28 protein-coding genes and 3 tRNA genes are annotated in these 23,644 nt (G+C 67.7%); 5 read left to right on the top strand and 26 right to left on the bottom strand.

Annotated elements, in window-relative coordinates; translation table 11 throughout:
* The 9 genes from VM306_RS01560 to rplJ all read right to left on the bottom strand — a co-directional run.
* Positions 1–404, bottom strand: a 404-nt coding sequence (locus tag VM306_RS01560; protein WP_325510378.1) for an MlaD family protein, incomplete at its 3' end; no start/stop codon positions are given.
* On the bottom strand, positions 401–1,402 hold the full coding sequence (locus VM306_RS01555; protein WP_325510377.1) for an MCE family protein: 1,002 nt from the start codon (positions 1,400–1,402) through the stop codon (positions 401–403). The genes VM306_RS01560 and VM306_RS01555, both read right to left, overlap by 4 nt.
* Complete coding sequence (locus VM306_RS01550; protein ID WP_325510376.1) at positions 1,399–2,430, bottom strand: MCE family protein; 1,032 nt, start codon at positions 2,428–2,430, stop codon at positions 1,399–1,401. Before VM306_RS01550 ends, VM306_RS01555 begins: the two co-directional genes overlap by 4 nt.
* Complete coding sequence (locus tag VM306_RS01545) at positions 2,427–3,734, bottom strand: MCE family protein (RefSeq protein WP_325510375.1); 1,308 nt, start codon at positions 3,732–3,734, stop codon at positions 2,427–2,429. The genes VM306_RS01550 and VM306_RS01545 overlap by 4 nt, the downstream gene beginning before the upstream one ends.
* Positions 3,731–4,540: an ABC transporter permease gene (locus VM306_RS01540; RefSeq protein ID WP_325510374.1), complete on the bottom strand. Its 810-nt coding sequence runs from the start codon at positions 4,538–4,540 to the stop codon at positions 3,731–3,733. The genes VM306_RS01545 and VM306_RS01540 overlap by 4 nt, the downstream gene beginning before the upstream one ends.
* Positions 4,540–5,325, bottom strand: a complete 786-nt coding sequence (locus VM306_RS01535) for an ABC transporter permease (RefSeq protein ID WP_325510373.1) — start codon at positions 5,323–5,325, stop codon at positions 4,540–4,542. Before VM306_RS01535 ends, VM306_RS01540 begins: the two co-directional genes overlap by 1 nt.
* A complete protein-coding gene (locus VM306_RS01530; RefSeq protein WP_325510372.1) occupies positions 5,322–6,389 on the bottom strand; it encodes an ABC transporter ATP-binding protein in 1,068 nt (355 codons plus the stop codon). Before VM306_RS01530 ends, VM306_RS01535 begins: the two co-directional genes overlap by 4 nt.
* 316 nt (positions 6,390–6,705) lie before the next feature.
* Positions 6,706–7,092 carry a 50S ribosomal protein L7/L12 gene (gene rplL, locus VM306_RS01525; protein ID WP_325510371.1) on the bottom strand — a complete coding sequence of 129 codons (387 nt, stop codon included), beginning with the start codon at positions 7,090–7,092 and terminating at the stop codon, positions 6,706–6,708.
* A 56-nt stretch (positions 7,093–7,148) separates the two neighbouring features.
* The gene (gene rplJ, locus VM306_RS01520; protein ID WP_325510370.1) at positions 7,149–7,703 is read right to left on the bottom strand and encodes a 50S ribosomal protein L10; all 555 of its coding nucleotides are present in this window, start codon (positions 7,701–7,703) and stop codon (positions 7,149–7,151) included.
* A 244-nt stretch (positions 7,704–7,947) separates the two neighbouring features.
* On the opposite strand from rplJ, the gene VM306_RS01515 reads away from it, so the two are divergent.
* Complete coding sequence (locus VM306_RS01515; RefSeq protein WP_325510369.1) at positions 7,948–8,655, top strand: hypothetical protein; 708 nt, start codon at positions 7,948–7,950, stop codon at positions 8,653–8,655.
* 12 nt (positions 8,656–8,667) lie between these two features.
* On the opposite strand, the gene VM306_RS01510 is transcribed toward VM306_RS01515, so the two are convergent.
* A complete protein-coding gene (locus VM306_RS01510) occupies positions 8,668–9,549 on the bottom strand; it encodes an NAD(P)-dependent oxidoreductase (RefSeq protein WP_325510368.1) in 882 nt (293 codons plus the stop codon).
* 83 nt (positions 9,550–9,632) lie between these two features.
* Between VM306_RS01510 and VM306_RS01505 the strand changes: the two genes are divergently transcribed.
* Entirely contained in the window at positions 9,633–10,604 is a 972-nt protein-coding gene (locus VM306_RS01505; protein ID WP_325510367.1) for a helix-turn-helix domain-containing protein, read from the top strand.
* Positions 10,605–10,806: 202 nt separating this feature from the next.
* Here VM306_RS01505 and rplA read toward each other — a convergent pair whose 3' ends face one another.
* From rplA to VM306_RS01445, 12 genes are all read right to left on the bottom strand, one after another.
* Positions 10,807–11,517: a 50S ribosomal protein L1 gene (gene rplA, locus VM306_RS01500; protein WP_325510366.1), complete on the bottom strand. Its 711-nt coding sequence runs from the start codon at positions 11,515–11,517 to the stop codon at positions 10,807–10,809.
* 82 nt (positions 11,518–11,599) lie between these two features.
* Positions 11,600–12,034 (bottom strand): 50S ribosomal protein L11, encoded by a 435-nt coding sequence (gene rplK / locus VM306_RS01495; RefSeq protein ID WP_053733180.1) that lies wholly within the window; start codon positions 12,032–12,034, stop codon positions 11,600–11,602.
* A gap of 87 nt (positions 12,035–12,121) precedes the next feature.
* On the bottom strand, positions 12,122–12,946 hold the full coding sequence (nusG, locus tag VM306_RS01490; RefSeq protein WP_325510365.1) for a transcription termination/antitermination protein NusG: 825 nt from the start codon (positions 12,944–12,946) through the stop codon (positions 12,122–12,124).
* Positions 12,947–12,986: 40 nt separating this feature from the next.
* Positions 12,987–13,400 (bottom strand): preprotein translocase subunit SecE, encoded by a 414-nt coding sequence (gene secE / locus VM306_RS01485; RefSeq protein ID WP_266043541.1) that lies wholly within the window; start codon positions 13,398–13,400, stop codon positions 12,987–12,989.
* A 37-nt stretch (positions 13,401–13,437) separates the two neighbouring features.
* A tRNA-Trp gene (locus tag VM306_RS01480) sits at positions 13,438–13,510 on the bottom strand.
* A gap of 237 nt (positions 13,511–13,747) precedes the next feature.
* Complete coding sequence (locus tag VM306_RS01475; protein ID WP_325510364.1) at positions 13,748–14,158, bottom strand: MaoC/PaaZ C-terminal domain-containing protein; 411 nt, start codon at positions 14,156–14,158, stop codon at positions 13,748–13,750.
* Positions 14,155–14,604, bottom strand: coding sequence for a MaoC family dehydratase N-terminal domain-containing protein (locus VM306_RS01470; protein WP_325510363.1), 450 nt, complete (start codon positions 14,602–14,604; stop codon positions 14,155–14,157). The genes VM306_RS01475 and VM306_RS01470 overlap by 4 nt, the downstream gene beginning before the upstream one ends.
* A 70-nt stretch (positions 14,605–14,674) precedes the next feature.
* The gene (gene rpmG / locus VM306_RS01465; RefSeq protein ID WP_325510362.1) at positions 14,675–14,839 is read right to left on the bottom strand and encodes a 50S ribosomal protein L33; all 165 of its coding nucleotides are present in this window, start codon (positions 14,837–14,839) and stop codon (positions 14,675–14,677) included.
* Between the two features lie 182 nt (positions 14,840–15,021).
* Positions 15,022–15,094: transfer RNA gene (locus VM306_RS01460), tRNA-Met, on the bottom strand.
* A gap of 42 nt (positions 15,095–15,136) precedes the next feature.
* Positions 15,137–15,212: transfer RNA gene (locus tag VM306_RS01455), tRNA-Thr, on the bottom strand.
* 74 nt (positions 15,213–15,286) lie between these two features.
* The gene (locus VM306_RS01450; RefSeq protein ID WP_325510361.1) at positions 15,287–17,893 is read right to left on the bottom strand and encodes a putative bifunctional diguanylate cyclase/phosphodiesterase; all 2,607 of its coding nucleotides are present in this window, start codon (positions 17,891–17,893) and stop codon (positions 15,287–15,289) included.
* Between the two features lie 160 nt (positions 17,894–18,053).
* Positions 18,054–18,806 carry a PhzF family phenazine biosynthesis protein gene (locus VM306_RS01445; protein WP_325510360.1) on the bottom strand — a complete coding sequence of 251 codons (753 nt, stop codon included), beginning with the start codon at positions 18,804–18,806 and terminating at the stop codon, positions 18,054–18,056.
* A 29-nt stretch (positions 18,807–18,835) separates the two neighbouring features.
* Between VM306_RS01445 and VM306_RS01440 the strand changes: the two genes are divergently transcribed.
* A complete protein-coding gene (locus VM306_RS01440; protein WP_325510359.1) occupies positions 18,836–19,654 on the top strand; it encodes a GNAT family N-acetyltransferase in 819 nt (272 codons plus the stop codon).
* A gap of 137 nt (positions 19,655–19,791) precedes the next feature.
* Entirely contained in the window at positions 19,792–20,001 is a 210-nt protein-coding gene (locus VM306_RS01435) for a hypothetical protein (RefSeq protein ID WP_325510358.1), read from the top strand.
* 133 nt (positions 20,002–20,134) lie between these two features.
* Here VM306_RS01435 and VM306_RS01430 read toward each other — a convergent pair whose 3' ends face one another.
* From VM306_RS01430 to VM306_RS01420, 3 genes are all read right to left on the bottom strand, one after another.
* Positions 20,135–20,563, bottom strand: a complete 429-nt coding sequence (locus tag VM306_RS01430; protein ID WP_325510357.1) for a carboxymuconolactone decarboxylase family protein — start codon at positions 20,561–20,563, stop codon at positions 20,135–20,137.
* Positions 20,564–20,641: 78 nt separating this feature from the next.
* Positions 20,642–21,376, bottom strand: coding sequence for an SDR family NAD(P)-dependent oxidoreductase (locus VM306_RS01425; RefSeq protein WP_325510356.1), 735 nt, complete (start codon positions 21,374–21,376; stop codon positions 20,642–20,644).
* Positions 21,373–22,194, bottom strand: a complete 822-nt coding sequence (locus tag VM306_RS01420) for an NAD(P)-dependent oxidoreductase (protein ID WP_325510355.1) — start codon at positions 22,192–22,194, stop codon at positions 21,373–21,375. The genes VM306_RS01425 and VM306_RS01420 overlap by 4 nt, the downstream gene beginning before the upstream one ends.
* 83 nt (positions 22,195–22,277) lie before the next feature.
* Between VM306_RS01420 and VM306_RS01415 the strand changes: the two genes are divergently transcribed.
* On the top strand, positions 22,278–22,631 hold the full coding sequence (locus VM306_RS01415; RefSeq protein ID WP_325510354.1) for a helix-turn-helix domain-containing protein: 354 nt from the start codon (positions 22,278–22,280) through the stop codon (positions 22,629–22,631).
* A 1-nt stretch (position 22,632) separates the two neighbouring features.
* Here VM306_RS01415 and VM306_RS01410 read toward each other — a convergent pair whose 3' ends face one another.
* Positions 22,633–23,310, bottom strand: a complete 678-nt coding sequence (locus VM306_RS01410) for a protein phosphatase 2C domain-containing protein (protein ID WP_325510353.1) — start codon at positions 23,308–23,310, stop codon at positions 22,633–22,635.
* Positions 23,311–23,644: the final 334 nt, after the last annotated feature.

The following is a 23,644-nucleotide window of genomic DNA, read 5'->3' as shown; positions in this document are numbered from 1 at the left end:
AGCTCGACCGGTGTCGCGGTGCGCTCGCGCGGGATCACCGTGTCGTCGCCCATCGTCGGCCCGCCGGTGTAGGCGGGCGTGAGCTGCACGTACCGGTCGCTGACCACGCTCGGCGAGACCACGACTGCCTGGGCGTTCTGCGGGACCCGCACCGAGCGGTCGAGGCTGAAGACGACCCGCACGGTCTTGCCGTCGGGCACGACCTCGTCGATCGTGCCGACCTTCACGCCGAGCACCCGGACGTCACCGCCGGGGTAGACGCCGACGGCCGCGGCGAAGTGCGCGGTCACCTTGCGCTCGTTCATGCCCGAGAAGATCCACCACAGCGCCGCGGTCGCGACCAGCGCGAGCACGCAGGCCATGGCGATCCCGCGGCCCAGCTTCGTGTTCACGGCCGTTGTCATCGCTGCACCCCCGGTGGCAGGCAGCCTTCCTCGTTGAACCCGACGCCGCCGAGGTTCACCGAGGGCGGCAGGAGGCCGCAGATGTAGGTGTCGAACCAGCGCCCGTTGCCCAGGGTGTTCGCGAACACCCGGTAGAACGGCGCCATCAGCGCGAGGCTGCGGTCGAGGTTCTCCTGGTTGCGCGCGAGGATCGTGGTGACCCTGCCGAGCTGCTCCAGGGCCGGTTTGAGCTGGTCCTGGTTGTCCTGCACCAGGCCGCTGAGCTCCCTGGCCAGGTCGCGGGTGCCGGTCAGCAGCGCGCTGATCGCCTCGCGGCGCTTGCGCAGCTCGCCGAGCAGCAGGTTGCCGTCGGAGAGGAGCTTCTCGAACTCGGCGTTGCGGTCGGCGAGGGTCTTGGTGAGCTGCCGGGTGTTGTCCAGCAGCTTCGCCAGCTGCTCGTCGCGCGAGGAGATCGTCTTCGACAACGCGGACAGGCCGTCCAACGCGCCGCGGACGTGCTCCGGCGAGTTCTTGAAGGTGTCGGACAGCACCGTGAAGCTGTCCGCGAGCTGCTTGGTGTCGATCTGGCCGACGGTCGTCGCGAGCCCGTTGAACGCCTCGTTCACGTCGTACGGCGCGAGCGTGCGTTCCTTCGGGATCGGGTCGCCGGGCGAGAGCGGCTGGCTGCCCTGCGGGTCCAGCGCCACGAACTTCTGGCCCAGCAACGTCTTGATGCGGATCATCGCGGTCGTGCGGTCGCCCACCCAGGCGTCCTTGACCTTGAACGTCACGCGCACGCGGTCGCCGTTCAGCTTGACCTTGGTGACCTTGCCGACCTTCACGCCGGCGACGCGGACCTCGTTGCCCGGCACCAGTCCCGCGGCCTCGCTGAAGTCCGCGGCGTAGCTCGTGCCGCCACCGACGATCGGCAGGTCGTCCGAGTAGAACGCGGCCAGCAGCAGCAGGGCGATCAACGTCAGGCTGATCGCGCCGGTCCTGATCGGGTTGGAGGTCTTCATCGGCGGCACCTCTGCTGTGTGACCGGCAACGCCGTGATCGGGATCGGGTCGTTGATGACCGGCGGCACGGCGATCTGGCCGCTGGCCTCGCACAGGTAGAAGTTGAACCACGAGCCGTAGGTCGCGGTCCGCGTGATCGTCTCCAGCTTGGTCGGCAGCCGCTGGAGCATGCCGTCGACCAGCGCCTCGCTGTCGCCCAGCGTCTTCGAGACGATGCCGAGCTGCGCGATGTCGTTCTTCAACGGCGCGCGGCCCTGCTCCAGCAGCCCCGACGTGGCGTTCGTGAGGTCTCCGAGCGCGGTGATCGCGTCACCGATCGGCTGGCGGTCCTGCGCGAGCCCGGAGACCAGCGTCTGCAGGGTGACCACGAGGTTGTCGAAGTCCTGGTCGCGCGAGTTCACGGTGTCGAGCGCGGTGTTGAGGTTGTCGACGACCTCGCCGATCACCTTGTCCTTGCTCGCCAGCGTGCTGGTCAGCGACGCCGTGTGCTGCAGCAGGCTGTCGATGGTGCTGCCTTCTCCCTGCAGCACCTGGATGATCTCGAACGACAGCTTGTTCACGTCCTCCGGCGACAGCGCCTGGAAGAGCGGCTTGAAGCCGTTGAACAGCACGGTGAGGTCGAGCGCGGGCTTGGTGCGGTCCAGCGGGATCGTGCCGCCCTCGGGCAGCACGGCCTTGGTGTCACCGGTGCCGGACTCCAGCGCGATGTACCGCTGTCCCACCAGGTTGCGGTACTTGATCGTCGCGGTCACCGCCTCCGGCAGCTTGCGGTCGCCGTCGATGGAGAACTCCACCTCGGCGGTCTTGCGGTCCACGACCTTGATCCCGTCGACCTGCCCGACGCGGACACCGGCGATGCGGACGTCGTCGCCCTCGTTCAGGGCGGTGACGTCGGTGAACCGGGCCTTGTAGTCCGTGGCGCCGGCCAGGTTCACGTTGGCGATCGTCACCGCGAGCAGCGAGGTCGCGAGGATCGTGACCACCGCGAAGGTGATCAGCTTGAGCAGCGGTGCGAGCACGCCTTTCACCTGACCGTCACCTCCGTTCCGCGGACCAGCGGTCCCAGCAGCAGGCTCGACCAGCCGGGCATGTCCTGCGGGTCGACGCCGACGCGCGGACCGAAGAGAGCCGCGATCAACCGGGCCTCCTCAGGGGAGTTGGCGAGGTTGACGGCGTCCTGCGCGGACGACGGGATGGTGGCGCCGGGCGGGATGAGCCCGTCGCTGGCGGAGCGGGCGGGCGGCGGCGAGCTGGAGCCGTCCTTCACGGGGCCGTCCGGCGGGTACTGCGGGAACGGGTCCGGCCGCGGGACCAGGTCGTAGCAGCGGGCACCGCGCTTGTCGGAGTACTCGGGCTCGTCGAGGTTCGGCTTGTACTTGCCGCGGTTCTGCGTGATCTCCAGCGTGATGTGCAGGCCGGGCTCGTTGGTGCCCTGGCCGAACGCCTTGCTGATGATCGGCTCGAACTCCGCGAGTCCCTTGATCAGGCAGGGGTACTCGGGCGCGTACTTGGCGAGCAGCTCGAGCGTCGGGCGGCCGGTGTCGGCGAGCGAGATGATGTTGTTCTTGTTGACCGCGACGAAGCTGGTGAGGTCCTGCGACGTCGTGGTCAGCGTCCCGTACAGCGACAGCAGGTTGTCGCGCTGCTCGACGACGGTCTTGGTCGTCGTGGTCATGTCGTCGAGCGCCTGCAGCAGGTCCGGCGCGGCGTCCGAGTAGACGTTCGCGACGTCCGCGAGCCTGGAGATGTTCTCCTTCAACGCGGGCAGCTGCGGGTTGAGCTCGCCGAGGTAGGAGCCGAGCGACACGAGCGTCTCGCCGAGCGGCTTGCCCCGTCCGTCGAGCGCCTGCGACAGCGCCGTCAACGTGGTGGCGAGCTTCTCCGGCTGGATCGCCTGCAACACCGGCATCAGGTTGTCCAGCACGCGCTCCAGCTCGATCGCGCTGCTGGTGCGGTCCTGCTCGATGACCGCGCCCTCGGTGATCGCCGCGTCCTTGCGCTGCGGCAGCACGAGGTTCACGTACCGCTCGCCGAACAACGTCTTGGGCAGCAGGCGCGCGCTGACGTTGGCCGGGATCTGCTCGACCTTGTCCGGCAGCAGCGCGAGCTCCAGCTCGGCGCCCTCACCGCTGGTGCGCACGGCCTTCACCGATCCCACGATCAGCCCGCGCACCTTGACGTCGCTCGCGGTCTGCAGCTGGTTGCCGATGTGGTCGGTCTTGAGCGTGACCTTCACGTAGTCGCTGAAGGCGTCCTTGTACAGCGCCACCGTGAGCGACAGGAACATGGCGATCGCGAGGAGGAAGGCGATGCCCAGCGCACGTTTCCTCATCCGGCGATCCTCACCGTCGTCGTGGCGCCCCAGATCGCGAGGCTCAGGAAGAAGTCGAGCAGCGCCGTCGTGACGATCGCGGTCCGCACCGCCCGCCCGACCGCCACACCGACGCCCGCGGGACCGCCGGACGCCCGGTAGCCGTAGTAGCAGTGGGTCATGATGATCACGATCGCGAACACCAGCACCTTGCCGAACGACCAGAGCACGTCGATCGGGGGTAGGAACAGGTTGAAGTAGTGGTCGTAGGTGCCGGCCGACTGCCCGTAGAACTCCACGGTGATCGTGCGAGCGGCCAGATAGCTGGTCAGCAGGCCGATCACGTACAGCGGGATGATCGCGACGAACCCGGCGATGATCCGCGTGGTGACGAGGAACGGCAGGCTGGGGATGCCCATGACCTCCAGCGCGTCGATCTCCTCGGAGATCCTCATGGCGCCCAGCTGAGCCGTGAAGCCGGACCCCACCGTCGCGGAGAGCGCCAGTCCGGCGACCAGCGGCGCGATTTCACGGGTGTTGAAGTACGCGGACACGAAGCCGGCGAACGCCGACGTGCCGATCTGGTTCAGCGCCGTGAAGCCCTGAAGACCCACGACGGTGCCCGTGAAGACGGACAGCCCGACCATCACGCCGATCGTGCCGCCGATGACCGCGAGCGCGCCGCTGCCGAAGCTGACCTCGGCCAGCAGCCGCAACGTCTCCTTGGAGTACCGCTTGAGCGCACGGGGGGTCCAGGCCAGCGCCTTGAGGTAGAACGACAGCTGGTCGCCGAAACCGTCCAGGGTGGACAGCACCTTGTTCGCCATCAGCTCCCCTTCGCGGGCACGACCTGGAGGTAGATCGTGGTGAGGACGAAGTTGACGAAGAACAGCAGCAGGAACGTGATGACCACGGCCTGGTTCACCGCGTCACCGACTCCCTTGGGCCCACCGGCGGGGTTGAGCCCCCGGTACGCGGCCACGATGCCCGCGATGAACCCGAAGATCAGGGCCTTGAGCTCGCTGATCCACAGGTCGGGCAGCTGCGCCAGCGCGCTGAAGCTCGCGAGGTAGGCGCCGGGCGTGCCGTCCTGCATGATCACGTTGAAGAAGTAGCCGCCCAGCACGCCGACGACGCTCACCATGCCGTTGAGCAGCACGGACACCAGCATCGCGGCAAGAACCCGCGGCACCACGAGCCGATGGATCGGCGACACACCGAGCACTTCCATCGCGTCGATCTCTTCCCGGATCTTCCGGGAACCGAGATCCGCGCAGATGGCCGAGCCACCGGCTCCGGCGATCAGCAGCGCCGTCACGATCGGACTGGCCTGCTGGATGATCGCGAGGACGCTGGCGGCACCCGTGAACGACTGCGCACCGATCTGCCGCGTCAGCGATCCGAGCTGCAACGCGATGACCGCACCGAACGGGATCGACACCAGCGCCGTCGGCAGCACCGTCACGCTGACGATGAACCAGCTCTGCTGGATGAACTCGCGGAGCTGGAACGGCCGCCGGAACGACGTCCGCACGACGTCGATCCCGAGCTGGCACAGCTTCCCGGTCTCCCGCAGCGCACCGGCGCCGGGAAAGGTCGTGGGCGCGCTCACAGCACACCACCCCGCCGCGGCCGAGGACTCGGCGCAGGAGCCGCGACCGGCACCCCGACGTGCACCCCGTACCGCATCTGCTCCTCGGGCGTCAGGCTGGCGATGATCCCCTGCTGCGCCTCGTCGGGCAGCTGGTGGATGATCGACATGACCCGGTCCTTGCGCCGGCGAACCGCATCCCGGTAGGGCAACCCTGGCGTCGGCTCCAGCTGCGGCACCACACCGCGCATGTCCTCGTCAGGCGACCCGTCCGAGTGCCCGGCGTCCGCATGGGCCTGCTCGGCGGCCATGGTGGCCTGGTCCTTCTCCTCGGACATGCCGATGGGCCCGAGCCGCCGCCCGTTGAGGAACTGCTCGACAACGGGCTCGTCACTGGTCAGCAACACCTCACGGGGCCCGAACATGACGAGCTCGCGCCGGAACAGCATGCCGAGGTTGTCCGGCACGGTCCGCGCGATGTTGATGTTGTGCGTGACGATCAGGATGGTCGCGTCGATCTGGGCGTTGAGGTCGATCAGCAACTGGCTCAGATAGGCCGTGCGAACGGGATCAAGCCCCGAGTCCGGCTCATCACACAAGATGATCTCGGGATCGAGCACCAGCGCCCTGGCCAGCCCGGCCCGCTTGCGCATACCGCCGGAGATCTCACCGGGAAGCTTCTTCTCGGCGCCGACGAGACCGACCATCTCCATCTTCTCGAGGACGATGCGCCGAACCTCGGCCTCGGTCTTACGGGTGTGCTCCCGCAGGGGAAACGCGATGTTGTCGTACAGGTTCATCGACCCGAACAACGCACCGTCCTGGAACAGCACCCCGAACATCTTCCGGATCTCGTAGAGCCGATGCTCAGAACACCGCACGAGGTCCGTGCCGTTGATGACGATCTTGCCCTGCTCCGGCTTGAGCAACCCGACCAACGACTTCAGGAACACGCTCTTGCCGGTACCGGACGGCCCGAGCATCACGCTGACCTCACCCGGCGGCAACGTGAGCGTGACGTCCTGCCAGATGGTCTGCTTGCCGAAGGACTTGGTCAGACCCTCGACGACCACCTCGACACCCATCCACGCACCTCCGCACACGCCCGGACACCGTGGCGATCGGCGTCACACTGGGGCAACGAGTTCGTTCGCGGCAGGTTACTCACCAGTTGGGCTAACGCCGGTTGCGTTCAGATAACGGCACGCTGCGTGACCTCGCAAAACGGTCGCAAACCCCTGGACCACCGCCTGACGAGCACCACTTTCGAGACTGATGTGACTCCGAACACGTCAGCGGCGAAGCAGGTGCGAAACAACAAAAACGGGCGTGCACCCCGTTGAGGGTGCACGCCCGTTCAGGCACTGCAAGGCAGAACGCCAGCCCCCGAAGGGGCGAGGATCACTTGACGGTGATCTTGGCGCCGGCAGCCTCGAGCTTCTCCTTGGCGGCGTCGGCGACGTCCTTCGCCACGCCCTCGAGGATCGCCTTCGGAGCGGACTCGACGAGCTCCTTGGCCTCCTTCAGGCCGAGGCCCGAGACGACCTCGCGGACGACCTTGATGACCTGGATCTTCTTGTCGCCGGCGGACTCGAGGACGACGTTGAAGTCCGTCTGCTCCTCGGCCTCGTCGGCAGCGGAGGCCGCGGGGCCGGCAGCGGCGACGGCGACGGGCGCCGCGGCGGTGACCTCGAAGGTCTCCTCGAACTGCTTCACGAACTCCGACAGCTCGAGGAGGGTCATCTCCTTGAACGCGTCGAGCAGCTCTTCGGTGCTGAGCTTCGCCATGATCGGCGGTCCTTTCTAATTTCCCGCGCGAAAGCGTCGGGTGTGTCTTCGGGTGATCAGCTTTCGGCGGGAGCGTCGGCTTCGGCGGCGGGAGCCGCGGCGGCCTTCTTCTCCTGCAGGGCAGCAGCCAGGCGAGCGACCTGGGAAGCCGGGGCGTTGAACAGACCCGCGGCCTTGGCCAGGTTGCCCTTCATCGCGCCCGCGAGCTTCGCGAGCAGCACCTCACGGCTCTCGAGGTCCGCGATGGCGGTGACCTCGTCGACCGAGAGCGGGCGGCCATCCATGTAGCCGCCCTTGATGACCAGGGCCTTGTTGTCCTTCGCGAAGTCGCGGATCGCCTTGGCGGCGTCGACGGGCTCGCCCTCGACGAACGCGATGGCGGTCGGACCGGACATGAGGGCCTCGAGGCCTTCGATGCCGGCGTCCGCAGCGGCCAGCTTGACCAGCGTGTTCTTCGCGACGGTGTACTTGGTGCCCGCGCCGAGAGCGCGACGCAGCGTCGTGAGCTGCGCCATGGAGAGGCCACGGTACTCGGTGACAACCGCTGCCGAGCTGGTGCGGAACTGGTCCGCGAGCTCAGCGACCGCCGTAACCTTGCTGGGCTTCGCCATGATCGCCTCCTCTCTGGGCTGGGTTAGACCACCAGCGGTGAGAAGGTCCCGAAACAACAGAAACGCCCACGCGCACAAGCAGCACGGGGCGTCACAAGAACTGGGCCTCGTCCTCCCTGCGCGGGCCGCCCGTGTTGCAACGGGGCCTTCGTTCTCCTCGCGGAGAAAACCAGCGGTCTTCGGTAGAACCACTAAAAGAGTAGCCGACTGTGTAGCGGCCATCCAAATCGGCATGATGTGACCTGTGACCGACGAGCCCGGCAAGGACCTCGCGCCCCGCCAGCCGCAGCCGCCGCAGCCGCCCGCCCCGCAGGTGGACCCGGAGCAGCTGCGGCAGTTCCAGGAGTTCCAGCGGTTCCAGGAGTACCAGCGCTACCAGGAGGCGACGGGCCAGGCGCCCCAGCCGTTCCGGCCGCAGGGCAAGCGCTGGTGGCTGGTCGTGCTGGGCAGCCGCATCTTCTGGCGCGCGCTGTTCTTCCTCCTCGTCGTCTTCTCGGCGATGTGGGCCTACAACCACTTCTTCAGCACCGAGGACCCCGGCGACATCGCCCAGGACAGCGGCGGCGTCACCGGCCCGGCCCAGGGCCTCTCCGCACCCGCCGGCCTGCAGGGCACCGTCGGCATGTTCTACAAGCACGTGTCGTTCGCCGACACGACCCGCGCCTGCACGTTGTTCCTGCGCGACGACACCCGCCAGAAGTTCGCGAACGCCTACGGCGCAAGCGATTGCGCCGCAGCCGTGACAACGCTGAAGACCCAGGTGACCAGCGTTGACAAGTACCAGCAGGTCATGTTCCCGCCGGACATGCTGAAGACCCCGGCCTCCACCAGGGTCACCATCGACTCCTGCGCCCTGACCGTCGAGGGCGGCCCGCGCCTGGGCCTGTTCGTAGTCGAGAAGGTGAACGCGGGCTGGGTCATCACCGACTGGTCGCCCAGCACCTGTGGTTGACCGGCATCCCTGCTAGCCGCGCGCACCCCGTTGTGACACAACACCGAACGACTCGACGACACGGGCGAGGCTCTCCCCGCCGCGCCCCTGGCCGACCTGCACGTCGACCAGCTCCTTGAAGGACTCGAGCGCGGCGAAGGGCACGCCCTGCGCCTCGGTCGCCCGGATGAGCATCGCCAGCCCGGTCTGGTTCATCGCCAGGCTCGACTCCCCGGCGGCGAAGTCCCCGCGGTCGATCTCCCCGGCGAAGGTGACCAGCGCCGGCTGGAGGTCCGTCAGCCACGACAACATCCTCGGCGTGAGCTCACCGACCTCGATGCCACCGGCCCGCGCCAGCGCGGCACCGTGAAGAAAGCCGCCGAGCAGCCCGTACATCCCGGCCAGGATCGCCACGTCGTACCCGGAGGCGAGCCCGGCGTCCTCCCCCAGGTACGTGACCTTCCCCAGCGAAGCCAACGACTTCCGCCACCGCTCGTGCACCGCCGAGGAACCGCTGTAGTTGATGGACGACTCGGCGGTCCCGATCGTCTGCGGCACCGCGTACACCGCCCCGTGCAGGTACTCCGCCCCGTTCTCCGCAGCCCAGCGAGCCATCTCCCGAGCTTCCTCGGGCGTGCCGGAAGTGAGGTTGACCAACGCCCGCCCCCGCACGTCCACCCCACGCAAAACCTCCTGTGCCGCAAGGTGATCCAGTAAAACGACAACCACGAGATCAGCGCCAGAGAGCGCCTCCCCCACACCGGACGCCACACTCGCCCCGGCCTCCGCAAGCCCCGCAGCCCTCGCCGCAGACCGGTTCCAGACCGTCGTGGGATATCCGTTCACCAAGAACGTCCCAGCCACCGCACGCCCGAGATTCCCCAGCCCCAGCACGGTGATCGCTTCAGATGTCATGCCCTCAGCGTCACCAAAGCCGATCACCCCCACCAGTGACCGGAATGACCCCTTTCACCAAATTCCTGCCATAGGCTGACCCCATGAGCGCTGGCCCCGTCGCCCTGATCGTCCCCAGCGACTTCGGCGTCGCGGACCTCTACGAACTGGGCATCCCGGCGGCCGTCTTCGGCACACCCCAACCCGACCTGGCCGACCCCTGGTACGAGTTGTGGTTGTGCGGCACAGGACCCCGCACGAGCACCACAACGCCAGGCTTCACCTTGCACAGCACCCACACCATGGACGACATCGTCAACGCCGGCACCGTAATCGTGTCGTGGGTGCCGGACGAGGTCATCGAGGACAACGCACCAGTCCCACCAGACCTGGTCGCAGCACTGCGCAAAGCCCACGCCAACGGCGCGAGAATCGTCTCGTCCTGCGTAGGCGCCTACGCCCTGGCAGAAGCAGGCCTGTTGGACGGCAGAAGAGCCACCGCGCACTGGATGCACACAGCGCTACTGGCCGAGCGCTACCCAAAGGTGAAAATCGACGACTCGATGCTCTACGTGGACGAGGGCGACGTCCTGACCAGTGCGGGCATGTCCGCGGCCCTGGACCTCTGCCTGCACCTGGTCCGCAAAGACCTGGGCGCCCACGTGGCAAACCAACTGGCCCGCAGAATGGTGGTCCCTGGCCACCGCCCGGGCCACCTGGGCCAGTACGTGGACCTCTCGATCCCCACCACCGACGAACAGGGCCTCACCCCGGTGCTGGACTGGGCCAGAGCCCGCCTGGACGAACCGTTGACGATCGAGATCCTGGCCCGCAAAGCAGCCATGAGCCCGCGAACGTTCTACCGAAGACTCCAAGCCACCACAGGCACAACACCACTGCGGTGGCTGCTGAACGAACGCATCACCAGAGCCCAGGCCCTGCTGGAGTCGACCACCCTGCCGGTGGAGAAGATCGCGGCGCTGAGCGGCATCGGCACGGCGAACAACCTCCGCCACCACTTCCTGAGACAGGTGGGCACAACCCCGAGCGACTACCGACGAACCTTCTCCACCTGACAAACCACCACCCAGCACACCGCGGGGCACACCCGAAACCGCGATGCGAAGCGAGCCCGGCAGCCCTATGAACCGGCTGGGAAGCGGTGCACCCCAACTGCTGGAACCGCAACCAGCGCAAGCAAACCGGCCCGTCCCAACGCAAAAGGCCCCCGGCACAAGCCGGAGGCCTTTCTCAGCTAACCAGGCGGACCGAAGAGGCTCAGGCCTCGTCACCCAGCAGGTTGCGGGTGCGGTTCGGGTCAACCGGGATGCCAGGGCCCATCGTCGTGGAGACGGTGACCTTCTTGACGTACCGGCCCTTGGCCGCGGACGGCTTCGCGCGCAGAACCTCGTCCAGAGCAGCGGCGTAGTTCTCGACCAGCTTTTCGGAGTCGAACGACACCTTGCCGATGACGAAGTGCAGGTTGGCCTGCTTGTCGACGCGGAAGTTGATCTTTCCGCCCTTGATGTCGTTGACGGCCTTGGTGACCTCGGGGGTCACGGTGCCGGTCTTCGGGTTCGGCATCAGGCCACGCGGGCCCAGGATGCGGGCGATGCGACCGACCTTGGCCATCTGGTCGGGGGTGGCGATCGCGGCGTCGAAGTCGAGCCAGCCACCCTGGATGCGCTCGATCAGGTCCTCGGAGCCGACGGCGTCCGCACCGGCGGCCTCGGCCTCTGCGGCCTTGTCACCGGTCGCGAAGACGATCACGCGGGCGGTCTTGCCCGTACCGTGCGGCAGGTTCACGGTGCCGCGGACCATCTGGTCGGCCTTGCGAGGGTCGACGCCGAGGCGAATCGCGACCTCGACGGTCGAGTCCAGCTTCACCTTGGACGTTTCCTTGGCGAGCTTGGCGGCCTCCAGCGGCGAGTACAGCCGCTCCCGGTCCACCAGCTCGGCGGCGGCCTTGTAGGCCTTGCTGCGCTTCATGAAATCTGTTCCTTACCGTGGATCAGTTCGTGGTGAATGAGCCGCGCTCGGCTCTCCCACGCTTGCTCAGAAGAGGGTGTGGTCAGCCTTCGACCGTGATGCCCATGGAACGGGCGGTGCCGGCGATGATCTTCGCGGCCTGGTCGATGTCGTTCGCGTTCAGGTCGACCATCTTGGTCTGCGCGATCTGACGCACCTGCTCCATGGTCACCTTGGCGACCTTGAGGCGGTGGGGCTCGCCCGATCCCTTGTCGACACCGGCAGCGGCGAGGATGAGCCTCGCGGCGGGCGGGGTCTTCAGCTTGAAGTCGAACGAGCGGTCTTCGTACACGGAGATCTCGACCGGCACGACCTGACCGCGCTGCGACTCGGTCGCGGCGTTGTAGGCCTTGCAGAACTCCATGATGTTGACGCCGTGCTGACCCAGCGCGGGACCAACGGGAGGCGCCGGGTTGGCGGCACCAGCCTTGATCTGCAGCTTGATGATCGCTGACAGCTTCTTCTTCTTGGGTGGCATTGTCCGTACTTCCTGTTATTGCGGTGTCCGCGCGCGGCCCTGCCAGCCGCAGCGTGGCCGATCGGTCCCCTCGGTAAAGGGGACCGCTCAGATCTTGGAGACCTGGCTGAACGACAGCTCGACCGGCGTCTCCCGGCCGAAGATCGACACCAGGACCTTCAGCTTCTGGCCGTCCGCGTTGACCTCGCTGATCGTCGCGGGCAGCGTGGCGAACGGTCCGTCCATGACGGTGACCGACTCGCCGACCTCGAAGTCGACCTCGATGGTCGGCTTCGACGCGGTCGCAGAAGCGGCCTTCTTGCCCTCGGCGGGCTTCTGCTCACCCTGCGGGAGCAGGAACTTCAGCACCTCGTCGATGGTGAGCGGCGAGGGCTTCGAGGTGGCTCCGACGAACCCGGTCACGCCCGGCGTGTTGCGGACGGCGCTCCAGGACGCGTCGGTGAGCTCCATGCGGACCAGGATGTAGCCGGGCAGCACCTTGCGCTGCACCAGCTTGCGCTGGCCGTTCTTGATCTCGGTGACCTCTTCGGTCGGCACCTCGACCTGGAAGATGTAGTCCTCCATGTCGAGCGTGTGGATACGAGTCTCGAGGTTCGCCTTGACCTTGTTCTCGTAGCCGGCGTAGGAGTGCACGACGTACCAGTCGCCGGGCGCGTGGCGCAGGGCCTGACGCAGCTCTTCGGCGGGGTCGGCGATCTCCTCGTCGATCGGGGTCTCGTCGATCGCCAGGACGTCGTCGTCTTCCACGGCGGCGGTCTCGTCGGACTCGTCGTCGGAGGAGTCCGCGGCGTCGACGTCTCGAGAGTCCACAGCCTCCGACTCGACCGTCTCGTCGGCCGCGGTGTCCTCGGACACCTCGTCGTCGATGAGGTCGGTCTTCTCCTGGGCGTCAACGCCGTTGTCGGAGCTCACTGTGGATCTCGCTTCCTGGTTGCAGCGGCAGCTGTCCGGCTCAGCCGAACAACTCGAAAACAGCCGCGCCGAAGCCGAGGTCGAGAGCCCACACCAGCGCAACCATGAAGACCACGAACACCAGCACGACGCCGGTGTAGGTGACGAGCTGCTTGCGCGTCGGCCAGATCACCTTGCGGAGTTCGCCGATGACCTCGCGGATGTAGCGGAAGAACCGCCCGATCAGCGAGGGACGCTTCTCCTGCCCTTCACGGGTCTTGGTCGGGCGACCCTTCTTCGCGTCCTCGTCCGAGGAGTCGGACTTGGCGACGCTCTTCTTCGACTCAGCGCTGCTGCCGTCCTTGCGGGCGGCCGGGCGAGAGGAGGCACGACGTTCACGTCGCGCCGCAGCAGTGGACGGCCGGACAGCGCCTTCGCGCTCCTCCGGCTGGTCCTGCTCGCGGCCCTCGCTCATGCCGTGCCTCCACTCCACCCATGACGCGCTTCGACAGCAGGGGCGACAGGACTTGAACCTGCAACCTGCGGTTTTGGAGACCGCTGCTCTGCCAGTTGAGCTACACCCCTTTGAGACCCCGAAACGAGATCCCCTGGCCAAGCAGGAAGTGTACGGGAGCCTGTCCCGTCCATTCCAACCAGACCGCTCAAGCACTTGCCGAGCGGCCTGTCGCACAGCCTACCCACACGGATGGCGAGAAGACGAATCAGGGTCGTGCAACTGACGCGCCCTCGGGTGCCGAACATCTCGTGAGCACCGCAAACACCACCGGATCGAGTGATCCGGTGGTGTTGTTGATCACATCATCAGCCGACGCGCACGCGTGCGAACGCGCCCGTCAACACCGACTTGCCGTCAAAAGCCGCGTTGATGTTGACCTTCACAGTTCCGTCCTCGAAGTCCTTGGTGACCTTCGCGGTGACCTCGACCAGCGCGCCTTCGTCGTCGTTGGGCACCGCCACGGGCCGGCCGAAGCGGCATCCGTACTCGACGATGGCGCCGGGGTCGCCGATCCACTCCGCGACGATCCGCGAGGCCACGGCCATGGTGAGCATGCCGTGCGCGATGACGTCCGGCAGGCCGACTTCCTTCGCGGTCTGCTCGTTCCAGTGGATGGGGTTGAAGTCCAGCGAGGCACCCGCGTAGCGCACCAGGTCGGCGCGCGTGAGGCGCACGGACAGCGCCGGCAGCTCGGTTCCCACGGCAGCGTTCGTCACGCGTCCTCCCCCCTCACGACGAGCATCGACTTGGCGGTGGCGACGGGCTCGCCGTCGACCGTGCTGATCTCGGTCCGCACGGTCACCATGTCGTTGCCCATGCGGGACGTGATGGCGTCGATGTGCGCCACGCTGACGAGCTGGTCGCCCGCGGTGATGGGCCGGTGGTGCGTGAAGTTCTGGTCGCCGTGCACGACGCGGCTGTAGTCGAGCTTCAGCTCGGGGTCGAACATGACCGTCTCGTTGGTCTTCATCGACACGACGATCGCGAACGTCGGCGGGGCGATGACGTCCCTGTGCCCCAACGCCTTCGCCGCGTCGGCGTCGCGGTAGGCCGGGCTGGTCGCGCCGATCGCGTCGGCGAACTCGCGGATCTTCTCGCGGCTCACGTCGTACGGCTGCGACGGCGGGTAACTGCGTCCGGTGAAACTGGGGTCGAGAGGCACCGAAGGAGCCTATATGCGACGAGGCCCGTCCCACGCGTGGGACGGGCCTCGGTCGAAAGCTGCTACGCGCTCAGCGGGTTTCCTTGTGCGAGCGGTGCGTCTTGCAGTTCGGGCAGAACTTCTTCATCTCCAGGCGGTCCGGGTCGTTGCGCCGGTTCTTCCTGGTGATGTAGTTCCGGTGCTTGCACTCCTCGCACGCGAGGGTGATCTTGGGGCGTACGTCGGTTGCAGCCACGGTCCTTGCCTTCCTGAGAGCACACGTGCCCCGACCTCGAGATGAGGCGTCCGGTACGGGCTTACCGCCCGGCGGGGTCGGGCAACGAGGTTGCTGCCCGGGGGTGTGGAGGCTGGGCCCCCGAAATCATGCGGAGCGAGGCAGGTCGGCGCTTTCCGCCGACGCACCCCACCCAACTCGCGTAGCGGTGGCCGGACTTGAACCGGCGACACAGCGATTATGAGCCGCTTGCTCTACCAACTGAGCTACACCGCTTTACACAACTACAGCCGCAGCGCTCAGCACTGCGGCCAGTAGTGGAGCCCCTTTACGGAATCGAACCGTAGACCTTCTCCTTACCATGGAGACGCTCTGCCGACTGAGCTAAAGGGGCTTGCTCTTTCGTTCTTGCCGAGCGAGGAGAACTCTACAACACGGGTCCACCAAGAACGAAATCCGGGGGTCCCCCTAGTGGACCAAGGTGAGCACCGTCTCATCCCGAGCACCCCTGACCTGCACCGTTCGTGCCCGCAGCCAGGCCTCGAAGCGATCTTCGGACAGCGGCCTGGAGATCAGGTACCCCTGCGCCACGTCGCAGCCCATCCCGACCAGCTGGTCGCGCGCGGCGTCGTCCTCGACGCCCTCGGCGACGACGACCAGGCCGAGCGAGTGCCCGAGCTCCACGATCGACCGGACCACGGCCATGTCGCCGAGGTCCGTGCCCATCCCGAGCACGAACGACTTGTCGATCTTGACCTCGTCGACCGGCAGCTGGCGCAGGTACGCGAGTGACGAGTAGCCCGTGCCGAAGTCGTCAACCGCCAGCACGACACCGATCGCGTGCAGGCGCCGCAGCACCGGCAGGGCGCGCTCGGGATCGGCCATGACGCCCGACTCGGTGAGCTCGAAGGTCAGCAGCCCGGACGGCACGTCGTGGCGCTCCAGAGCGGCCGCCACGCGGTTCGGGAAGTCCTCGTCGCCCAGCGTCCGCACGGACAGGTTCACCGCGATGGACATGCGCAGCCCGCGGTCGAGCCAGCGCCGCACGCGCTCCAGGGCCCTGTCCATCACGAAGTCCGTCAGCACGTCCACGAGACCGGTGGCCTCGACGGCCGGCACGAACTCGTCCGGGTCGACGCGGCCGAACTCCGGGTGCGTCCAGCGCACCAACGCCTCCGCGCCCACGACCTGACGTGACGGCAGGGCGACCTTCGGCTGGTAGTGCACCGAGATCTGCCCGGTCTCGACGGCCTGGCGGAACTGCGTCACGAGCTGGAAGCGGCGCAGGAAGAGGTGTCCCATCGAAGGCGCGTAGGCCTTCACGGGCGTGCCCTCGGTCGTGGCGCGCACGGCGACGTCGGCGCGCTGCAGCAGCACGTCCGGGTCCGGGTCCTCGGTCTCGGAGTCCGCCTTCGACGCGTAGCCGACGACGGCGGAGGCCTCGACGGTGAGCCGGTCGACGGGGTACGGCACGGAGAGCCCGGCGCGCAGGCGTTCGGCGATCTCGTGCGCCGCGCCGGACCGCGAGTCGTCGAGGAACGCGGCGAACGCGCCACCCTCCAGCCTCGCCAGCGGGACGTCGGCTCCGAGCGCGTCGCGCAGACGGCGCCCGGCCGCGACGACCATCCGATTGCCCCAGGCCTGGCCCAGCGCGTCGGAGACCGTCGACAGGATGTCGAGGTCGATGCGCAGCACCACTCCCCTCCGGGAGTCGCGCAACGGCTCGGCGCACGCCTCGCGCAGGCCCGCGCGGTTCAGCAGGCCGGTCAGCGGGTCGTGGTAGGCGTCGTGGCGCAGCCGGGCCAGCAGGCGCCGGTTGTCGACGGCCGTCGCGAGGTGCGAGGCCAGCGTGCGGAGCAGCTGGATGTCGGCCTTGCCGAAGCCGCGCCAGCGGGAGAGCCGGTCGTGGGCCTCGACGGCGCCGAGCAGCTGGGTCGCGCCGCGCAACGGGACGACCAGCGCCTCCTGCGCGTCACGGCGCAGCAGGGCCTCGGTGACGTCCTCGGTGGCGTCGGCGACGCGGTAGTAGCGGACGTGCGTGCCCGGCAGCTGCAGGACCGGGTCCTCGCGCACGGCACGGGGGTCCGTCGCGGTCATCTCGTCGGGCAGCGGTTCGCCGGCGACGAGGGTGATCATGGCTTCCTGCGGGTCGGTGCGCAGGCGCAGCACGACCCTGTTGGCGTTGAGCTGCTCGCGGATGCGTTCGGCGATCTGCTGCCACTCGTCCTCTTCGACGCCCGTGGTGAGGTCGTCGTCGGGCTGGCGCGGGCCGGTGCCGTGCTGGCCCGACCTCGCGACGCGGAGGCTGACCTCGCTCAACGCCTCCAGGTCGCGCTGTTCGCGCAGCAGGCCGGAGTAGGCGAGGTAGGTGGCCACGATGCCCGCGAGCACCAGGAGGATGAGGACGCCGCCCCACTCGGTGGTGGAGACGATCTGGTAGCCGACGAGGCCGATCGAGGTGTTCAGCAGCGCCACGACCAGCGTCTGGAGCACGAGACGAAGGCTGTTGCCGACGCGCATCGACTTGCCCATGAGCCGCAGCGCGCAGAGGCCCAGGACGCTCGCGAGCATCGGCACGGTGATCGTTCCGACGAAGGCGCCCGCCCAGAACGGCCCGCCGGCGCCGATCATCCGGTTCACGGCCTCCGCGGCGGCGAACGCCACGGAGATCTCCATGAACATGAGGCCCGCGTTGTAGACGGCGCGGTCGAGGATCCGCCTGCCGAGCAACGTGCCCACGCCCGCGACCACGTGGGCGGCGAGCACGATCTCGAACGGGGCCACCAGCAGACCCAGGACCAGCGGGATCTCGGTGAAGGAGATCGTCCACGCGACGCCGCTGCGGACGTCGACGTTGATCGCGAGCTGCTCGGCCAGCAGGAAGCCGACGACGAGCAGCGGGCCGATCCAGAAGAGTGAGGTGTTCTCCTTCTCCGGGAGCCAGGCCGCGACCATGCCCGCGCAGACGACGCCGGCCACCAGGAGGGTGACGGCGAACGCGCTGAACGCGCGGTTGGTCGACTTGGCCGACCAGGCGGCCGAGTCCGACACGGGGGCCGACGCTCGGTCGGACATCCAGCCTCCTCGTCGGCCTGGGTATGGGGGGACCTCTAGGCGTGACTGAGGGGTCCCGCACTTCGCGATCAGGACCCCTCCAGAGGCATCAATGTACCCCGCTCGGGGTACAAAATGGCAGGTCGAGCACCCTTGGTGACGTCGATTCATCCAGACGTGGCTAGGCGTTGAGGCGCCCGTGGAGCACGGTCACGGCCTGCCCCGAGAGCCGCACGCGATCTTGGGCGAGGGTCGCCCGCACGAACCCGCCGCGCGGCGACGCCTGCTCCGCCAGCAGGTCAGCGCGGTGGAGCCGGGGCACCCAATAGGACGCCAGCGTGCAGTGGGCCGAACCGGTGACGGGATCTTCCGGGACACCGGCAGCCGGGTAGAAACAGCGGCTCACGATGTCCGCCTCGCCGTCGCCGACCGCCGTCACGATCACTCCGCGTGATGGAAACTGTGTCAGTCCTTGGACATCTGGTCGCAGGGAACGGACCTCCTCCGCGCTCGCCAACTCGATCAGGAAGTCGAACCGTCCGCGACTCACGGACTTGATCGTCGCATGTGGCAGCGCTTCCGCTAGTCCGATTGGCGGGTCAGTCAACTCTGGGGGGTCCGCCGGGAAGTCCATGTGGACCCACCCGTCGTCGTTGGTGCATGTGAGGACGCCGCTACGCGTGGTGAACTCCTGCCTGCCGCCCAGCACATGAGCGGTGGCGAGCGTGGCGTGTCCGCACAGGTCGACCTCGACCTCCGGCGTGAACCAGCGCAGGTGGTTGTCGGGCGTGACGAAGGCCGTCTCGGCGTGCTTCATCTCGGCGGCGACGTGCCGCATCCAGGCGTCGTCGCGCGGCTCGGTCAGGAGCACGACCCCGGCGGGGTTGCCCGCGAAGGGCCGGTCGGTGAACGAATCCACGACGTAGATCTCCACAACCAGACCCTGCCATGCTCAGATGGAGCGTGACCGAGATCTTTTCCCGCACCGAGGCAGATCCGGATTCGCTGGCGGCGACCTGGGGGCCGCTGCGCACGCACAGGCTGGCCTGGCAGCCGGGCTGCGACCTGCCGGCGTTGCTCGACGAGTGGGAGACGCGGCTGACGGGCCTCGACGACCCGGACACCGCGGCGATCGTGACGGTGCCGTCCCACGAGGCCGCCTGCACGCTGCCGTTGATCCACCACGGCTTCGCCCCTCTCACCGTGATCGCCGAGCGCCTCGCCGGGACGTCCGCGCCGACGCGGCCGGCCGGGGTGGGCATCAGGGCGGCGACGCGTGCCGACCTCGACGTGGTGGTCGAGCTGAACATGCACACGGTCCGGTACGACTCGGCGTTCGGGATGGTGACCGAACGCCCGAACACAGCGGAACACCTGCGGACCGCGCTCGCCGAGGTGCTCGGCCGCGATCACGAGGCGATGTGGCTCGCGGTCCGCGGTGACACGCCCGTCGGCATGATCTACGTCGACCTTCCGCAGGACGCGGGCTGGGTGGAACGGTTCGCGTCGGCGCGGCCGTTCGCGTACCTGGGGCACCTCGGCGTTCGGCCGGATGCGCGCGGCACGGGGGCTGGCAGCGCTCTCACGGCACACGCGCACGACGTGCTGGACCGCGCCGGCGTGGCGTCGACGCTGCTCCACCACGCGTTGCCGAACCCGCGCTCGACGCCGTTCTGGTACTCGCACGGATACCGTCCGAGGTGGACGGTGTGGGCGCGCCGACCGGCACTGCGCTCGTCCACCGGCGTGTCTGCGCTGCTCGAACGGACCAATGAGACATGATCTACCCGTTCACACAAGCGAAGAACTCGAACGACACCGTACTTGTGGAACGAATCCGGCCTCTATTTCGACAAAGGGGTACAGGGATTCGAACACCACCGGGGGTCGAGATGGAGCTCAGCGGAAGAGCGAGATCGATGCTGCGGGCCGTCGCCGCAGGACGAGCCGAGGTGACCGGCGGCATCGAACCCGAGCTCTACGTCGACGGACTGCCCTGCTGCGACCAGATGGCGACGCACGACCTGGTGCACGCGGGACTGCTGCGCCCCGCGCGGCCCACGAGTTTCGGCCGGCGGGTCTGCGCCGAGCTGACCGAAGACGGCCGCGCGGCACTCGCCGCGAGCTGACTGCGCGCGCCCACGATGATCGAACATTTGTTCGACATGGGGTATGCTGCGCGCTGAGGCCGGCACGCAAGAGAGAGGAAGCTCTTGCGCGCCGGTCTCTTCCTGAAACGCGCCTGTCCTGAATGCGTCTGTCCTACGCGGACACCTTCTGCTGCGAGCCGACGTTGAGCCGGTTCCAGGTGTTGATCGCGCAGATCGCCAGCATCAGCCCCGCCAGCTCCTGTTCGCTCCAGTGCTTCGCGGCCTCGTCCCACACCGCGTCGCTGACGTGCACGTGCGTCATCTCCTCGGCGAGCGCGAACGCCGCCTTCTCCGCGTCGGAGTAGTACGGAACGTCCCGCCAGCCGGCGACGGCGTAGACCCGCTCGTCCGCCACCTTCGCCTCGCGCAACAGCTTGGTGTGGTAGTCGATGCAGGCGCCGCAGCCGTTCATGATGCTGACCCGCAGGCAGATCAGCTCCACGAGGTCCTTGTCGACGCCCGTCGTCGACGCGGCCGCCGACAGGTCCAGCATCGCCTTCATCGCGCCGGGCACCGACATGATCGGGTTGGTGATCCTCATCTTCGTTCTCCTGTCTCGTCTTGTACCCGGTCGACCCGAGGGGCGGCGGATGTGTGACAGGAAGCCAGAAGATTTTTCCTACGCGCTGAGCCCCTGGCCGAGACCGCCGTCGACGGCGAGCTCCGCGCCGGTGGTGAAGGTGGCCTCGAACGCCAGGAACAGCACGGCGTTCGCCACTTCGTCCATCGTGCCGTGGCGCTTGAGCGGGGTGATGCGGTCGCCTTCCTCCTTGAACTGCTCGAGCACCTCCTGCGGCACGCCCGTGACGCCCATCGACGGCGTGTCGATGAAGCCGGGGCTGACCACGTTGACCCGGATGTCCCGCGGCGCCAGCTCCGCCGCGAGACCGCGCGCGAACGCCCTGACCGCGGCCTTCGCGCCCGCGTAGACGCTCAGGCCGGGCGAGCCGAGGACGGTGGCGACGCTCGTGGTGAAGACGATCGCCCCGCCGTCCCTGATCAGCGGCGCCAGGTGCTGCGCGGTGAAGAACGCGCCCTTGGTGTTCACGTCGAACGTGCGGTCGTAGTCGGCCTCGGTGGCCGCGTCGAACGGCGTGAGGGTGGAGAAACCGACGTTGACGAACAACAGGTCGATGTCCCCGAGCCGTTGTGAGACTTCGGTCTTGAGCCTGGCGATGTCGCCGAGGCTCGCCGCGTCGGAGGCGACGGCGTGCGCTTTGAGGCCCTCGGCCTTGTCGGTCGTGCGACCGGTCAGCAGCACCTCGACACCGTTCTCGACCAGCAGTTCCACCGTCGCGCGGCCCATGCCGTGCGTGCCGCCGGTGACGACGGCCTTCTTGCCCAGGTACTTCACTTCCGGATCTCCTCGATGACGCTCGCGATGCTGTGCGCGCCGTGGCCGTTGCGCTGGGCGCGTTCGAACAGGTCGTGCAGAGCCTGCGGAAGGGTGGTGTCGAGGCCTTGTTCGACGCCGGCATCGGTGAGCATGCGCAGCCCGGACACGTTGATGTCCAGGGCGGACACGTCGGTCTCGTAGCTCCCGCTCTGCACCTCCTCCCCCATCTCGGGCAGGAGGGTGGTCACGACGGCGAGCCAGTCGGTGATGAGCGGCGTGAACTGCCGCGGCGTGACGCCCGCGCTGCCGACGAGCGCGAGTGCCTGCAGGTAACCGCCGAACGCCGACCACATGACACCGAGCAGGGCCAGGTCGTAGAGCGCGGCCAGACCCGCGTCCTCGCCGACGAAGACCGGCTCGCCGAACGCTCGCAGGACGTGGTGGTTCTCGCTGCCGCTGAACAGGATCCGCGCCTGCGCCGTGCCGATCTGCTGCGGCACGGCCATGATCACACCGTCGACGTACTCGACGCCGTTGTCCTCCGCCCACCGCGCGGTGGCACGGGCCTCCTCCGGAGTGCCGGACGTCAGGTTGACGAGAATCTTGATGTCCCTGGTGAGCAACGGTTTCTGAACGTCGTAAGTGGACAGACACGTGACGACGACGTCGCTCCGGAACGCCTCTTCCGGCGTAGCCGCCTTGGTGGTGCCGACCGGCGCAGGCTTGTCCGTCCGGTTCCACACGGTCACTTCGAAGCCCTCTTCGACGAGGGCGGTGGCGAGCGCGCTGCCCATCCGGCCGAGGCCGAGCACGCTCACGGTTTTCTTGATCCCCATGCCGGCAATGCTCGTTCCGACGCTGTTCGCACGACAAGTACCTACTATTTTGTCAGGTACCCACTTTTCGGTAAGGATCCTGGATGAAGCCACGGCAGTACTCGTGCGGCCTGGACGCGGCAATCGACGTGATCGGCGGACGCTGGAAGGCACTCGTCCTGTGGGCCCTGCACCACGGCCCGATGCGCACCGGCGAGCTGCGGCGGTCGTTGTCGGGCATCAGCGAGAAGATGCTGATCCAGGTGCTGCGCGAGATGGAGGCGGACGAAATCGTGCATCGTGAGGTGTTCCACGAGGTACCACCGCGCGTCGAGTACTCGCTGACCCCACTGGGCGCCAGGCTGAACGAGGCGCTGTTACCCCTGGGAGACTGGGGCGAGGACAACATGCGCACGATCGCGCGCCGCCGCGGCGTCGAACCGGCGCCCCACCACTGACCTATCGCTCGAGATAGACGACAGTCGCGTCGTCGGAAATCTTCTCGCGAGGCCAATCAACGGCCTTGACATCTTCCTTTTCGACCGCGCGCATTCTGCGAATGAGGTCGTCGGGCCCGTTCGCCGTCATCAGTTCGAGCGCCTGAGGCCAACCGAAGAGGCCGAACAGGTCAACAGCCCGCGCGGCACCGTCGGTGAGAAGCGCGACGCGCCGAACGTCCGGCAACGGCACCTCACCCGTCAACGCGTGCTCGACGTCAGCAGGCTTCGCCCCAGCCGTCCGATTGGTCACCGTGTCACTCACGACGCGCAACTCGCCCTTGGTGTCGACCACGACGGTGGCATCCCCGAGCACGAGGTACCGCAGCACGTCGTCCGTGATCTGCACGAGCGCGACCGCCACGCTGGGCGAGTCGGGGTGGTCGAGGTCGCAGGTGCCATCGTGCAGCTCAGCGGCTTGCGCGATGGCCTGTCGCAGCGCCGCGGCCGGCTCGAGGTGAGCGACGCGCAGGATCTCCGCGGAGAGCTGGTCGGCGAACCACCCGACCCCGTGCCCGCACCCGGTCTCGGGCTTCGCCGTCACGCCGTCGAGCACGGCGAGCAGGTTCGGCCCCACGAGCGCGCGGTCCTCACTCGGCGCCGTCGTCCGGCCGGCCTCGGTAGCCATCTGCGTGCGCACTGGGATCTCCCTCGGCTGCGAACGACGATGGGCCCCTGACCTGTCCGGTCAAAGGCCCATCGATCCTGCGTGGCGGGTAGAGGATTCGAACCTCTGTAGCTTTCGCGACGGATTTACAGACTCGCGTAAGCACCCACCCTGACCTGCGACGTAACCTATACCGAGTTCAACTTCGGTACGCATCCGGTATGGCTCTGCACCGAAGTGGGCTGGAAAGTCTCAGCGGCTCGGGTTCTGCATCCGCCCAACTACGACCTCTCCTCGCTGCGGACGCTCGCGGACGCGTGAACGTTGCCCTGGGCTGCGTTCGCGAACGACAGGTTCCGCCTTGACT

This window comes from Lentzea sp. (genome assembly GCF_035525475.1).
Lineage (GTDB): Bacteria > Actinomycetota > Actinomycetes > Mycobacteriales > Pseudonocardiaceae > Lentzea.
The sequence above is the reverse complement of the archived record's forward strand: the minus strand, read 5'-3'. Positions and strand labels throughout refer to the sequence as shown.